This window comes from Streptomyces sp. NPDC003393 (assembly GCF_053589015.1).
This window is the reverse complement of record NZ_JBSFRB010000006.1, coordinates 172,436-186,847: the sequence shown is the minus strand read 5'-3', so window position 1 is coordinate 186,847 and position 14,412 is coordinate 172,436. Positions and strand designations below refer to the sequence as shown.

Genomic DNA, 14,412 nt, shown 5'->3' with positions numbered 1-14,412 from the left:
CGGTGTGGCACCGTCAGCATCTGCGGGCCAGCGCCAGGGTCCGCCGCGCCGCCGCCACCACCGCCGCGTCGACGAAACGCCCGTCGGCGAGCGCCTGAGCACCCTGGTCCACGCTGGCCGCCTTGACGATCGTCTCGGCCTCCTCCAGCTCCCGGTCGGTCGGCAGATAGGCGCGCTCGATGATCGGCAGCTGACGGGGGTGGATGGCCGCGCGGCCCAGGAAACCCAGGGCGCGGCCGTGGGCGCAGGAGGCCGCGAGCCCTTCCAGGTCCCGGATGTCGGGGTGGACGGACTGGGGAGGCGGGGCGAGACCGGCCGCGCGGGCGGCGACGACGACCCGGGCCCGGCACCAGTCCAGGCCCCCGTCCTGCCGTACCCCGAGATCGGCCCGCAGATCCGACTCACCCAGCGAGACACCCCGCAGCGACGGATGCGCACGGGCGATGGCGTAGGCGTGCTCGATGGCCAGGGCGCTCTCCAGCAGGGCGTACAGCGGCGGCCCCGACCCTCGGCAGGCGGGGGAGCGCCTCGCGGCTCCGGTCCCCTCCGTCCGCCGCGCGACCCGTACGACCTGCCGCGCCGACGTCACCTTCGGCAGCCGCAGCCCGGCCAGCCCCGGCCGGGAGGCCACCGCGTCCAGGTCGGCGGCTGCCAGCGGCCCGTCCACCGCGTTGACCCGCACGTGGACCGGGACCGGTGGCGGCTCGGAGAGCAGTTCGGCGGTGGCGGCGCGCGCGTACGCCTTGCGGTGCGGGTCGACCGCGTCCTCCAGGTCGATCACCACCACGTCCGCGCCCGAGGTCAGGGCCTTGGCGACCACATGGGGGCGGTCGCCGGGCGCGTAGAGCCAGGTGAGCGGGAAGGGGGCGGTGGCCGTCACAGCGCGCCCTCCGCGCGCAGCGCGGCCAGCTCCTTCGGGGTGAGGCCCAGCTCGGTGAGCACCTCGTCGGTGTCCGCGCCGTGCGGGCGGCCCGCCCAGCGGATCGCGCCGGGGGTGGCGGAGAGCCGGAAGAGGACGTTCTGCATGCGCATCCGGCCCAGCTCCGGGTCGTACAGCGTGGCGAAGGTGCCCAGGGCCTGGTACTGCGGGTCCGCGAGCACGTCCCGCACGTCCTGGACCGGCGCGATCGCCGCCTGGGCCTTCTCGAAGACGGCCAGGACCTCGGTGCGGGTGTGCCGGGCGATCCAGTCGCCGACCGCCTCGTCCAGGACGTCGGCGTGCGCGGCCCGCCCGGTGCCCGTCGCGAACCACGGCTCCTCGGTCAGCTCCGGGCGGCCCACCAGGCGCATCACCCGTTCGGCCACCGACTGCGCCGAGGCGGACACGGCGACCCAAGTGCCGTCGCGGGTCCGGTAGGTGTTGCGCGGGGCGTTGTTCTCGGTGCGGTTGCCGGTGCGCGGCTGGACGTAGCCGAGCTGGTCGTACCACAGGGGTTGCGGTCCGAGGGCGGTCAGGATCGGCTCGATGATCGCCAGGTCGACGATCTGGCCGGCGCCGGTGCGCTCCCGGGCCGCCAGCGCGGTCATCACCGCGTACGCGGTGGCCAGGCCCGCGATGGAGTCGGCGAGCCCGAACGGCGGGAGCGTCGGTGGCGCGTCCGGTTCGCCGGTGATCGCGGCGAACCCGCTCATCGCCTCGGCCAGGGTCCCGAAGCCGGGCCGGGACGCGTACGGGCCGAACTGGCCGAAGGCGGTGACCCGGGCGAGGACCAGCCGCGGGTTGGCCGCCGACAGCTCCGGCCAACCCAGTTCCCATCTCTCCAGCGTGCCGGGGCGGAAGTTCTCCACGATCACGTCGGCGCCGGCGGCCAGCCGCAGCAGGACGGCGCGGCCGCCGGGCGTGGACAGGTTCAGGGTGATGGTGCGTTTGTTGCGGCCCAGCAGCTTCCACCACAGGCCGACGCCGTTCTTCGCCGGGCCGTGACCGCGGGCCGGGTCGGGCTTGTCGGGGTGTTCGACCTTGATGACCTCGGCACCGAAGTCGCCGAGCATGGTGGCGGCGATCGGCCCGGCGAAGAGGGTGGCGAGGTCCAGGACGCGCAGACCGGCGAGGGGCGCCGGCGGCTGCGGCCCGGCTGTGCGCGGCGTCATGGGCGGGACGCCTCCCGGTGGGTGAGGTGCGCCAGGGTGTCGAAGCCGGTGCCGTGGAACTCGCCGACGGACGAGGCCAGCCGGTTCTTCAGCGGGGCCGTCCAGCGCTCGGGCAGCGCGGCGGGGGAGCCGGCCAGCAGACCGGAGACGGACCCGGCCGTGGCGCCGTTGGAGTCGGTGTCCCAGCCGCCGGAGACCACCCGGCAGACGGCGCCCTCGAAGTCGCCGTCGGCGTGGGTGAGGGCCGCGGCGATCAGCGCGGTGTTCGGCACGGCGTGCACCCAGTGGTAGGTGGCCGAGTGGGCGGCGTGCAGGGCGTCCACCACCATGTCGAAGTCCTCGTGGGAGCGGGCCAGGCGGACGGCCTGCCGGACCGCCCGGGCGAGCCGGGAGCCGGGCGGCACCACGGTGAGCCCGGTGGCCAGGCAGGCGTGCACGTCCTGGGCGCCGGCGGCCGCGGTGGCGACGGCGGCGGCGGTGAACATGGCCGCGTAGACGCCGTTCGCGGTGTGGGTGAGGGTGGCGTCGCGGTGCGCCTGCTCGGCGGCGGCCGCCGGGTCGCCCGGGTTGGTCCAGCCGTGCACGTCGGCGCGGATCAGGGCGCCGATCCACTCGCGGAAGGGGTTGCGGTGGCGGGCGGTGCGGGGAGGCTCGATGCCGAGCAGGAGGTTGCGGTAGGCGACGCGTTCGGCGGTGAAGGTGCGGCCGGCGGGGAGTTCCTCCAGCCAGAGCCGGGCGACGTCGGCGGTGGTGAAGGCCCTGCCGTGGCGTTGCAGCAGAAGCAGGTTGAGCAGCGGGTGGTCGAGGTCGTCGTCCTCGGGCATGCCGTCGATGTTCTCGGCGAGGCAGCAGGCCGCGGAGCGACGGTTCCACGGGTAGCGCGCCGCCAGGTCCTCGGGGACGCCGCGGGCGGTGAACCAGGTGCTCAGGGGCCAGTTGCCGGTGGCCTGGGCGAGTTGCCGGATGCCCTCCAGGGGGAGCTTCTCGACGGGTTTGCCGAGCAGACAGCCCGCCGCCCGGCCGAGCCAGGCGGCCTCGAAGCGGGCCTCGTCGGTCACCGCGGGACGGCCGGCCGGTGCCGGCCAGTTCGGGCACAGCGCCTTGATCGCCGCCAGTTCCGTCGGTTCGGCGTCGGCCAGCCGGCTCGGCAGCTCGGCCAGTTCGTCCAGGAGGTCCTCGGCGAGCAGACGCAGATAGCGTGAGGCGGGCTCCGGGGAGGCGCCCGCCCGCGTCGGCGCCTCGGGGCCGCCCGCCGCCCGCCACCGTGCCGCGATCGCCGACGGCTCCCGGCCGTCCTGCACCGCCTGGCGCAGCTCGTGACCCAGCAGGTCCTCCGGCTGGACCCAGGTCAGTCGGAGCATCCCGGACCTCCCATCTGCGCGAACGCCCGCTCGTGGGCGCGCCGCCGTCGTACGTCTGTGTCGAAGATCTCCCGGGTCACCCCGGTCAGCGTGCGCGCCGGCTCCCACAGGTCCAGCCGGCTGGCCTCCGCCACCGTCTTCGCCCAGTCCTCCGGAACCGGCGAGCCCAGCGCTCCCGCCAGTGCCCCGGCCATCGTCGCGATGGAGTCGCAGTCGCGGCCGTAGTTCACCGCGCCGAGGACGGCCTGCCGGAAGTCGCCGCGCGCCACGGTCAGCATGCCCAGCGCGACGGGCAGTTCCTCGATCGCGTGCAGCCGGGACGGCCGGCGGGCGCCGAGCGAGGGATTGCGGTAGTCCGGGCCGACCGTGTCGTACGGCGCGACCGCCGCCCGCAGCGGTTCCAGCGCCGACTCGAAGTCCATGTGGTCACGGGCGGCTTCGCACACCTTCTCGATCGCGGCCCGCGTGCCGTCCTTCGCCACGGACAGGCACGCCGCCACCACCGAGTCGGGTGTGGCCCCCGGCGTGCAGGCGGCCGCCACCCCGGCGGCCAGGACCCCGGCCGCCTCCCGTCCGTACGACGACTGGTGGGCGCCCGCGACGTCGAGGGCCTCGGTGTACGCGGCGGCCGGGTTGGCCGCGTTGACCAGGCCGACCGGGGCCATGTACATCGCGGCACCGCAGTTCACGATGTTTCCGACGCCTGCCTCACGCGGGTCCGCATGGCCGTAGTGCAGCCGGGCCACCAGCCACTTCTCCGCCAGGAACACCCGGTGCAGCGGCAGCGTCTCGACCTCCAGCTCCGGGATCCAGCGGGCGTTCGTCATCAGGTCGGGGACCAGGTGGTCGGCGATGGCGTGCGCGTCGAGATGGTCGCGGACCCGGGCGTACACGCGGACCAGCGCGTGCGTCATCAGGGTGTCGTCGGTGACGTGGCCGTCTCCCTTGTGGTACGGCGCGAGAGGACGGGCGGTCCGCCAGTCCTCGCCGTGCCAGGGGCCGACGACGCCCTGGATCCGGCCGCCGTGGCGCTGAAGGATCTGGTCGGGGGAGTAGCCCTCGACGGGCCCGCCGAGGGCGTCGCCGACGGCCGCGCCGACGAGCGCCCCGGTGATCCGTTCCTCCAGGCATGCCGTGCGGCGACCGGTTCCCCGGGTGTCTTCTGCTGTGGGCGTCATGCCCCGAATCATCCCCCTGGTGCGGCCGGTTGTGCGGCTTCCAGGAGCCCGGCGAGTTCCACCAGGTCGGTGCCGGTGAGACGGGGCAGCACACAGCCGGACAGGGTGCGGCAGGCGTCCCGCCAGGGCTCAGGGACGGCGTCGGCGCCGCCCAGAGCGCCGGTGAGCGCGCCCGCCAGGGCCGGGGCGGAATCGGCGAGCCGGGACAGGCACACCGCGGCGGGCAGGGCCCGGTCGATCCGGCCGCCGGCCGCCGCGGCCAGGGCCAGGGCGACCGGAACGGTCTCGGCGGCGGCGATGCCGTAGCTGTAGACGTGGTCGACGATCTGGTGCTCCAGCAGCGGCACCAGCGCGAACGCGCCGTCGCTGTCCTCGGCCAGCTTCAGCGCGTGCCGGGCGTTGCGGCCGATCTCCGTCCCCTCGGGGAGTTCGGCCAGCGCGGCCGTGACGCAGTGCTCGACGCCGGCGCCGCCGAGGGCCGCCGCGAGCGCCGCCGCCATCGCCCGGGCGCCGTGCACCCCGTCGCCGTCCTGGGTGTAGCGGGCGTCGAACTCGGCCAGTTCGGCGGCGCGAGCAGGGTCGCCCGGGTGGGCGACGGCCAGCACACACGCCCGTACACAGGCCGCGTCGTCGAAGTAGTGCGGGTTGTCGTGTCCGGTGGCGGGCGGGCGCAGGCCGGTGGCCAGGTTGCCGAGGCCGGCCCGCACCGAGATGCGGGCGCGCAGCGGCAGCACCGCCGACTCCACCTCGGGGGCGCGTTCGGCGGCCGCGGCGACCTCGCCGGCCACCGCGTTCCAGGTGAGGTCGATCGCGGCCCGCACCCGCCGCTCCCGGCTGAGGTCGCCGAGCGCGTCGTCGTCCCCGGCCCGCAGCAGGGCCTCCGCCGCGAACACCGCCCATTCGGCGTCGTCGGACGGGCCGAGGCACAGAGGCTCGGGCGGCTGGTTGAGGGCGATCGGGACGGGCAGCGTGGTCGTCGCGTTCTGCTCGGCGAAGGTGTCCAGCTCACGGGTGAGCCGCCGGGTCCACTCGGGCATCCGCGCGGCTCGGTGCCGCCCGGCCGGCCACCCGGCGGCATCGCCGGCGGCCAGCCCCAGCAACAGCCCTTCGATCCGTCCGGGACTTCCGCTGCTTCTCTTGCTCATGCGACCACCTCCATCTGGTCGTGGGTGAGGACGGGGGACCTGCGCGGCCGCACGGGAGCCTTCGACGCGCCGCCGGCCTGTCATGCTCCGATCTCGCTCTCGTCGCCCGTGAGGACGCGGGCGGCGGGGCAGGGGAGCGCGGCGCGCCGCACGGAGCCGTCCGGACGCAGCACGTCCCGCCGCTCCGCGGGCCCGGACTCCCGGGTCCCGCTCCCGCCCCTCTCCACCAGCAGGTCCGCCAGGTCCAGCACATGCCGTCCGGCCATGGACGGCAGGCAGCTGCCCCGTGCCGGGCCGATGGCCGCCGCCCACTGGGCCGGGACGGCGGCGGCGCCCTGGGTCGCTCCGGCCAGGGCGCCCGCGACCGCCGCCGTGGTGTCGGCGTCGCGGCCCATGTTGACGGCGGTGAGGACCGCCTCGCGGAAGTCGCCGTCGGCGGCGGCGTACGCGCCGAAGGCGAGGGCCACGGCCTCCGGGGCCAGGTCGGTCCACGGGTAGCCGCCGATGACCACCGCGCGGCGCACCGCCTGTTCGCCGCGGTGGGCGGCGGCCGTGGCCCGGCGCAGCGAGCGGGCCGTCCAGGAGTCGTCCGGTACGACGGCGAGGGCGGCGGCCACGACCGCGACCGGGGTCGCGCCCGCCATGGCCGCCGCGACGCCGGCCGCCACCGCCCGGCCGCCGTGGATGCCCTCGCCCTCGTGGCTGACCGAGCCGTCGATCGCGACCAGCCGGGCCGCCTCGGCCGGCCGGCCGGCGGCGAACACCCCGAACGGCGCCGCCCGCATGGCCAGGCCGTCGCTCCAGGCGTGCCGGTGCTGGGCCGAGACGGGCGCGGCCAGGCCCCGGCGGAGGTTCTCCAGCGTGCCCCGTTCACTGAACCCGGCGCCACGGAAGGGGCCGTCGGCGCGGTCGGCGATGTGCTCGTGCCAGGCCGCCTCCGCGTGGGCCGGGGTGAGCCCGGATCCGTGCCGGGCGAGCAGCAGCCCGGAGAAGAGGGCGTACTCGGTGTCGTCGGTGCCGGCCGGGTGCTCGGTGACGTAGCCGGTGATCCGGCCCCAGCGGGCGCGGATCTCGGAGGGCTTGAGGTTCTCCGCGGGAGCCCCGAGGGCGTCTCCGACGGCGAGGCCGAGCAGCGCGCCGCGCGCCCGGTCGCGAAGGGCGGCCGGAGGATCACCGGCGCTGGATGCCATCGCGGGCTCTCCTTCTCCAGGGCGCCGGTGCCGGCGCAGAACCCTTTGCGGAACTGTCCCCGGTCCGTGGGGTCACGCAGCCTCGTCGTCCGCAGCATCACCCGTACGACATCTGTGCAGTCTTGATCTCGTATGAGCGAATGAGGCGAAACCGCAGGTTAGCCCAGCCTTTCCTTGCTGGCGGCGGCGGAATTCGAGGCGTAGATTCGCTGTTGTCGAAAAGTAGAACTCGTCCAAAAGCAAGCTCGGCCCAAGCCGCCTGGGGGACTGAACATGGCCATCCTCGACACCGAAGCGACGCTGCACGAGGCGCACCGGGACAATCACACCCACCGAGACGTGAACGGCGGCTGGCTGCGCCCGGCGGTCTTCGGCGCGATGGACGGTCTGGTCTCCAATCTCGCCCTGATGACCGGTGTGGCGGGCGGTTCGGTGAGCCAGCAGACCATCGTCCTCACCGGGCTCGCGGGCCTGGCCGCCGGCGCCTTCTCCATGGCGGCCGGCGAGTACACCTCCGTCGCCTCCCAGCGCGAGCTGGTCCAGGCCGAGCTGGAGGTCGAGCGGCGCGAGCTGAGGAAGCACCCGCAGGACGAGGAGGACGAGCTGGCCGCCCTGTACGCGGCCCGGGGCGTCGAGCCGGAACTCGCCCGCGAGGTGGCCCGGCAGCTGTCGAAGGACCCCGAGCAGGCCCTGGAGATACACGCCCGCGAGGAGCTGGGCGTCGACCCCGGTGACCTGCCCTCCCCGCTGGTCGCGGCGGTGTCGTCGTTCGGCTCGTTCGCGCTCGGCGCGCTGCTTCCCGTGCTTCCCTACCTGCTGGGGGCCGGCGCCCTGTGGCCGGCCGTGCTGCTCGCCCTGCTCGGGCTGTTCGCCTGCGGCGCGGTGGTGGCCAAGGTGACCGCGCGGACCTGGTGGTTCAGCGGTTTGCGGCAGCTTGTCCTGGGTGGCGCCGCCGCCGGTGTGACGTACGCCCTGGGTACCCTGTTCGGAACGGCCGTAGGATGATGTGACTGGTCTTATGCGTGGTCTCGCATAAGTAACCATTACCCGCTGGTTTCGACCGCGTGACCACCGGGCATGAGCCGTAAGCGCTGTGGGCAATGAGGCCTACCGAGCACCCGCGGGGCGGGCGACGACGCCGTCCTCCCCGTCCTGCACGGGCCGGCGGGCGTCGCATCCAACCGATCCCGCCCCTCCCCGGCCCCCACACAAGCCTTCACCGCCGGGCGCGGAAACCCCCGCCGCCGACCCAGCGGTGTCCGCATGCTGGAACGGAACATCCCATTCCCGAAAACCGTTCCATCATGTAACCTGCACGAAATTTCGCACTTACGCAGAGGGCCAACGTCGTCCCTCGGCACCAGCACATGCCACATGACGACGACGGGAGAGCCGATGCGTACGCCGCGCCAGCCGTCCCAGCACTCCGCGAACGGCCGAAACTGGTCGTTCATGGATGCTCGCCCTGCTGCGCAGGGTATGTACGACCCCCGCAACGAGCACGACGCCTGCGGCGTCGGCTTCGTGGCCACCCTCACCGGCGAGGCGAGCCACACGCTGGTCGAGCAGGCACTCACGGTTCTGCGCAACCTGGAGCACCGCGGCGCCACCGGTTCCGAGCCCGACTCCGGTGACGGCGCCGGCCTGCTCTCCCAGGTGCCCGACGCGTTCCTGCGCGAGGTGGCCGGATTCCCGCTGCCCGCCGCCGGCTCCTACGCCGTCGGCATCGCCTTCCTGCCCGAGGACGGCACCGCCGACGCCATCTCGCGGATCGAGACCATCGCGACCGAGGAAGGCCTGACCGTCCTCGGCTGGCGCGAGGTCCCCGTCGCCCCCGAGCTGCTCGGCGCCACCGCCCGCTCCACGATGCCCGTCTTCCGTCAGCTGTTCGTCGGCGACGGCGTCAGCGAAGGCATCGCCCTGGACCGCAAGGCGTTCGTGCTGCGCAAGCGCGCCGAACGCGAGGTGGGCGTCTACTTCCCGTCGCTGTCCGCGCGCACCCTCGTCTACAAGGGCATGCTCACCACCGGCCAGCTGGAGCCGTTCTTCCCGGACCTGTCCGACCGCCGCTTCGCCTCCGCGATCGCGCTCGTCCACTCCCGGTTCTCCACCAACACCTTCCCGAGCTGGCCGCTCGCCCACCCCTACCGCTTCGTCGCGCACAACGGCGAGATCAACACCGTCAAGGGCAACCGCAACTGGATGGTCGCCCGCGAGTCCCAGCTCGCCTCGGACCTCTTCGGGGGCAAGGACACCCTGGAGCGGATCTTCCCGGTGTGCACCCCTGACGCCTCCGACTCCGCCTCCTTCGACGAGGTCCTGGAACTGTTGCACCTCGGCGGCCGCTCCCTGCCGCACTCCGTGCTGATGATGATCCCGGAGGCGTGGGAGAACCACGACTCCATGGACCCCGCCCGCCGCGCCTTCTACGGCTACCACGCCACGATGATGGAGCCCTGGGACGGCCCCGCCTGCGTCTGCTTCACCGACGGCACCCAGGTCGGCGCCGTTCTGGACCGCAACGGCCTGCGCCCCGGCCGCTACTGGGTCACCGACGACGGCCTCGTCGTCCTCGGCTCCGAGGTCGGCGTCCTCGACATCGACCCGGCCAGGGTCGTCCGCAAGGGCCGCCTGCAGCCCGGCCGCATGTTCCTCGTCGACACCGCCGAGCACCGCATCATCGAGGACGACGAGATCAAGGCGACCCTCGCCGCCGGGCAGCCGTACGCCGAGTGGCTCGAGGCCGGCGAGATCGAGCTGGGCGACCTGCCCGAGCGCGAGCACATCGTCCACACCCACGCCTCCGTCACCCGCCGCCAGCAGACCTTCGGCTACACCGAGGAAGAGCTGCGCGTCATCCTCGCGCCGATGGCCAAGGCCGGCGCCGAGCCGATCGGCTCCATGGGCACCGACTCGCCGATCGCCGCGCTCTCCGAGCGCCCGCGCCTGCTCTTCGACTACTTCACCCAGCTGTTCGCGCAGGTCACCAACCCGCCGCTGGACGCCATCCGCGAGGAACTGGTCACCTCCCTGCGTAGCTCGCTGGGACCGCAGGGCAACCTGCTGGAGCCGACCGCGGCCTCCTGCCGCAGCGTCGTCCTGCCCTTCCCGGTGATCGACAACGACGAGCTGGCCAAGCTCATCCACATCAACGCCGACGGCGACCTGCCCGGCTTCAAGGCCGCGACCCTCTCCGGCCTGTACCGGGTCTCCGGCGGCGGTGACGCCCTCGCCGCCCGCATCGACGAGATCTGCGCCGAGGCCGACGCCGCCATCGACAACGGCGCCCGCCTGATCGTCCTGTCCGACCGGCACTCCGACGCCGAGCACGCGCCGATCCCGTCGCTGCTGCTCACCGCGGCCGTCCACCACCACCTCATCCGCACCAAGCAGCGCACCCACGTGGGCCTGCTGGTCGAGGCCGGCGACGTCCGCGAGGTCCACCACGTCGCCCTGCTCATCGGCTACGGCGCCGCCGCGGTCAACCCCTACCTGGCCATGGAGTCCGTCGAGGACCTGGTCCGGGCCGGCACCTTCCTGCCCGGCATCGAGCCCGAGAAGGCCATCCGCAACCTCATCTACGCCCTCGGCAAGGGCGTGCTGAAGGTCATGTCCAAGATGGGCATCTCCACCGTCGCCTCCTACCGCGGCGCCCAGGTCTTCGAGGCCGTCGGCCTGGACGAGACCTTCGTCGAGAAGTACTTCAACGGCACCACCACCAAGATCGGCGGCGTCGGCATCGACGTCATCGCCGAGGAGGTCGCCGCCCGCCACGCCAAGGCCTACCCCGCCTCCGGCATCGCGCCCGCGCACCGCGCCCTGGAGATCGGCGGCGAGTACCAGTGGCGTCGCGAGGGCGAGCCGCACCTGTTCGACCCGGAGACGGTCTTCCGCCTCCAGCACTCCACGCGCACCGGTCGCTACGACATCTTCAAGAAGTACACCTCGCGGGTGAACGAGCAGTCCGAGCGCCTGATGACGCTGCGCGGCCTGTTCGGCTTCAAGTCCGACCGGAAGCCGATCCCCGTCGAGGAGGTCGAGCCGGTCTCCTCGATCGTCAAGCGGTTCTCCACGGGCGCCATGTCGTACGGCTCCATCTCCCGGGAGGCGCACGAGACCCTCGCCATCGCCATGAATCAGCTGGGCGGCAAGTCCAACACCGGTGAGGGCGGCGAAGACCCCGACCGCCTGTACGACCCGGCCCGGCGCAGCGCGATCAAGCAGGTGGCCTCCGGCCGCTTCGGCGTGACCTCCGAGTACCTGGTCAACTCCGACGACATCCAGATCAAGATGGCCCAGGGCGCCAAGCCCGGCGAGGGCGGCCAGCTGCCCGGCCACAAGGTGTACCCGTGGGTGGCCAAGACCCGGCACTCGACGCCGGGCGTGGGCCTCATCTCCCCGCCGCCGCACCACGACATCTACTCCATCGAGGACCTGGCGCAGCTGATCCACGACCTGAAGAACGCCAACCCGCAGGCCCGCATCCACGTGAAGCTGGTCTCCGAGGTCGGCGTCGGCACGGTCGCCGCCGGTGTGTCCAAGGCCCACGCGGACGTCGTCCTGATCTCCGGCCACGACGGCGGCACCGGCGCCTCCCCGCTGACCTCGCTCAAGCACGCGGGCGGCCCCTGGGAGCTCGGCCTGGCCGAGACCCAGCAGACCCTGCTGCTCAACGGGCTGCGCGACCGCATCGTCGTGCAGACCGACGGCCAGCTGAAGACCGGCCGCGACGTCGTCATCGCCGCGCTGCTGGGCGCCGAGGAGTTCGGTTTCGCCACCGCCCCCCTCGTCGTCTCCGGCTGCGTGATGATGCGCGTGTGCCACCTGGACACCTGCCCGGTCGGCATCGCCACCCAGAACCCGGTGCTGCGCGAGCGGTTCGCCGGCAAGGCCGAGTACGTGGTGAACTTCTTCCAGTTCATCGCCGAGGAGGTCCGCGAACTCCTGGCCGAGCTGGGCTTCCGCTCCATCGAGGAGGCCGTCGGCCACGCCGAGCTCCTCGACGTCACCCGCGCCGTGAACCACTGGAAGGCGCAGGGCCTGGACCTGGAGCCGCTCTTCCACGTGCCCGAACTGCCCGAGGGCGCCGTACGCCACCAGGTCGTCGGCCAGGACCACGGCCTGCAGAAGGCCCTCGACAACGAGCTGATCAAGCTCGCCGCCGACGCCCTGGCCGCCCCCGGAGCCGCCGACGCCCAGCCGGTGCGCGCCCAGGTCGCCATCCGCAACATCAACCGCACCGTCGGCACCATGCTCGGCCACGAGGTGACGAAGAAGTTCGGCGGCGCGGGCCTGCCCGACGACACCATCGACATCACCTTCACCGGTTCCGCCGGCCAGTCCTTCGGCGCGTTCCTGCCGCGCGGCATCACGCTGCGCCTGGAGGGCGACGCCAACGACTACGTCGGCAAGGGCCTGTCCGGCGGCCGGATCGTCGTCCGCCCGGACCGCGCGGCCGACCACCTCGCCGAGTACAGCGTCATCGCGGGCAACACCCTCGCCTACGGCGCCACCGGCGGCGAGATGTTCCTGCGCGGCAAGACCGGTGAGCGGTTCTGCGTGCGCAACTCCGGCGCACTGGTCGTCTCCGAGGGCGTGGGCGACCACGGCTGCGAGTACATGACCGGCGGTCACGCCGTCGTCCTCGGCGAGACCGGCCGCAACTTCGCGGCCGGCATGTCCGGTGGCATCGCCTACGTCATCGACCTCGACCGCGACAACGTCAACGTCGGCAACCTCGACGCGATCGAGGCGCTCGACGCGGCGGACAAGCAGTGGCTGCACGAGGTGGTGCGCCGTCACCAGGAGGAGACGGGCTCCACCGTCGCCGAGAAGCTGCTCGCCGAGTGGGACACCGCCGTCGAACGCTTCAGCAAGATCATTCCCAGCACGTACAAGGCAGTGCTCGCCGCCAAGGACGCCGCCGAGCGAGCCGGTCTGTCCGAGACCGAGATCACCGAGAAGATGATGGAGGCGGCGATCAATGGCTGACCCGAAGGGCTTCCTGAACCACGGCCGCGAGGCCGCCAAGACCCGTCCCGTCGGTGAGCGCGTCAAGGACTGGAACGAGGTCTACGTCCCCGGCTCCCTGCTGCCGATCATCTCCAAGCAGGCCAGCCGCTGCATGGACTGCGGCATCCCGTTCTGCCACAACGGCTGCCCGCTCGGGAACCTGATCCCCGAGTGGAACGACTACGCCTACCGCGAGGACTGGGCCGCCGCCTCCGAGCGGCTGCACGCCACGAACAACTTCCCCGAGTTCACCGGCCGCCTGTGCCCGGCACCGTGCGAGTCCGCGTGCGTGCTCGGCATCAACCAGCCGCCGGTCACCATCAAGAACGTCGAGGTCTCCATCATCGACAAGGCGTGGGAGACCGGGGACGTCGCCCCGCAGATCCCCGAGCGCCTGTCCGGCAAGACCGTCGCCGTCATCGGTTCGGGTCCGGCGGGCCTGGCCGCCGCCCAGCAGCTCACCCGGGCCGGTCACACCGTCGCCGTCTACGAGCGCGCCGACCGCATCGGCGGCCTGCTCCGCTACGGCATCCCCGAGTTCAAGATGGAGAAGCGGCACATCAACCGCCGTATCGAGCAGATGCGCGCGGAGGGCACCCGCTTCCGCACCGGCGTCGAGATCGGCCGCGACATCAAGGCGACCGACCTGAAGAAGCGCTACGACGCGGTCGTCATCGCCGCCGGCGCCACGATGGCCCGCGACCTGCCGGTGCCGGGCCGCGAGCTCAAGGGCATCCACCAGGCGATGGAGTACCTGCCCCTGGCCAACAAGGTCCAGGAGGGCGACTACGTCACCTCGCCGATCTCCGCCGAGGGCAAGCACGTCGTCGTCATCGGCGGCGGTGACACCGGCGCGGACTGCGTGGGCACCGCCCACCGCCAGGGCGCGGCCTCCGTCACCCAGCTGGAGATCATGCCCCGCCCGAGCGACGAGCGGCACCCGACGAACCAGCCCTGGCCGACCTTCCCCATCCTCTACAAGGTCACCTCGGCCCACGAGGAGGGCGGCGAGCGGATCTACTCGGCGTCCACGACCCACTTCGAGGGCGACGAGGACGGCAACGTGCAGTGGCTGCACCTGGCCGAGGTCGAGTTCGTCGACGGCAAGCTGACCCAGAAGCCGGGCACGGAGCGCAAGATCCCCGCCCAGCTGGTCACCCTCGCCATGGGCTTCACCGGCACCGACCGGATCAACGGCCTGGTCGAGCAGTTCGGCCTGGAACTCGACGAACGCGGTAACATCGCCCGCGACGCCGACTTCCAGACCAACGTGCCCGGTGTGTTCGTCGCCGGTGACGCGGGCCGCGGCCAGTCGCTCATCGTGTGGGCGATCGCCGAGGGCCGCTCGGCCGCCCGCGGCGTCGACCGCCACCTGACCGGCGTCACCGACCTGCCGGCCCCGATCCGCCCGACGGACCGCTCGCTGACGGTCTGA

Annotated in this window: 9 protein-coding genes; 3 read left to right on the top strand and 6 right to left on the bottom strand. The window is 73.0% G+C overall.

What is annotated here, in order from left to right:
• Window positions 1-13 precede the first annotated feature (13 nt).
• The 6 genes from ACWDUZ_RS08905 to ACWDUZ_RS08880 all read right to left on the bottom strand — a co-directional run bounded on the left by ACWDUZ_RS08905 (window position 14) and on the right by ACWDUZ_RS08880 (window position 6,965).
• Window positions 14-880, bottom strand: a complete 867-nt coding sequence (locus ACWDUZ_RS08905) for an HpcH/HpaI aldolase/citrate lyase family protein (protein WP_451631111.1) — start codon at window positions 878-880, stop codon at window positions 14-16.
• Window positions 877-2,091 carry a CaiB/BaiF CoA transferase family protein gene (locus ACWDUZ_RS08900; protein WP_451631110.1) on the bottom strand — a complete coding sequence of 405 codons (1,215 nt, stop codon included), beginning with the start codon at window positions 2,089-2,091 and terminating at the stop codon, window positions 877-879. The genes ACWDUZ_RS08905 and ACWDUZ_RS08900 overlap by 4 nt, the downstream gene beginning before the upstream one ends.
• Entirely contained in the window at window positions 2,088-3,452 is a 1,365-nt protein-coding gene (locus ACWDUZ_RS08895; protein WP_451631109.1) for an ADP-ribosylglycohydrolase family protein, read from the bottom strand. The genes ACWDUZ_RS08900 and ACWDUZ_RS08895 overlap by 4 nt, the downstream gene beginning before the upstream one ends.
• Window positions 3,440-4,630, bottom strand: a complete 1,191-nt coding sequence (locus tag ACWDUZ_RS08890; RefSeq protein WP_451631108.1) for an ADP-ribosylglycohydrolase family protein — start codon at window positions 4,628-4,630, stop codon at window positions 3,440-3,442. Before ACWDUZ_RS08890 ends, ACWDUZ_RS08895 begins: the two co-directional genes overlap by 13 nt.
• Before the next feature lie 8 nt (window positions 4,631-4,638).
• Window positions 4,639-5,775, bottom strand: a complete 1,137-nt coding sequence (locus ACWDUZ_RS08885; protein ID WP_451631107.1) for an ADP-ribosylglycohydrolase family protein — start codon at window positions 5,773-5,775, stop codon at window positions 4,639-4,641.
• A gap of 80 nt (window positions 5,776-5,855) precedes the next feature.
• Window positions 5,856-6,965, bottom strand: coding sequence for an ADP-ribosylglycohydrolase family protein (locus ACWDUZ_RS08880; protein ID WP_451631106.1), 1,110 nt, complete (start codon window positions 6,963-6,965; stop codon window positions 5,856-5,858).
• A gap of 273 nt (window positions 6,966-7,238) precedes the next feature.
• Here ACWDUZ_RS08880 and ACWDUZ_RS08875 point away from each other — a divergent pair, with 273 nt between their 5' ends.
• From ACWDUZ_RS08875 to ACWDUZ_RS08865, 3 genes are all read left to right on the top strand, one after another.
• Entirely contained in the window at window positions 7,239-7,970 is a 732-nt protein-coding gene (locus tag ACWDUZ_RS08875; RefSeq protein WP_451631105.1) for a VIT1/CCC1 transporter family protein, read from the top strand.
• Window positions 7,971-8,444: 474 nt separating this feature from the next.
• Window positions 8,445-12,956, top strand: a complete 4,512-nt coding sequence (gltB, locus tag ACWDUZ_RS08870) for a glutamate synthase large subunit (RefSeq protein WP_451631199.1) — start codon at window positions 8,445-8,447, stop codon at window positions 12,954-12,956.
• Complete coding sequence (locus tag ACWDUZ_RS08865; RefSeq protein WP_451631104.1) at window positions 12,949-14,412, top strand: glutamate synthase subunit beta; 1,464 nt, start codon at window positions 12,949-12,951, stop codon at window positions 14,410-14,412. The genes gltB and ACWDUZ_RS08865 overlap by 8 nt, the downstream gene beginning before the upstream one ends.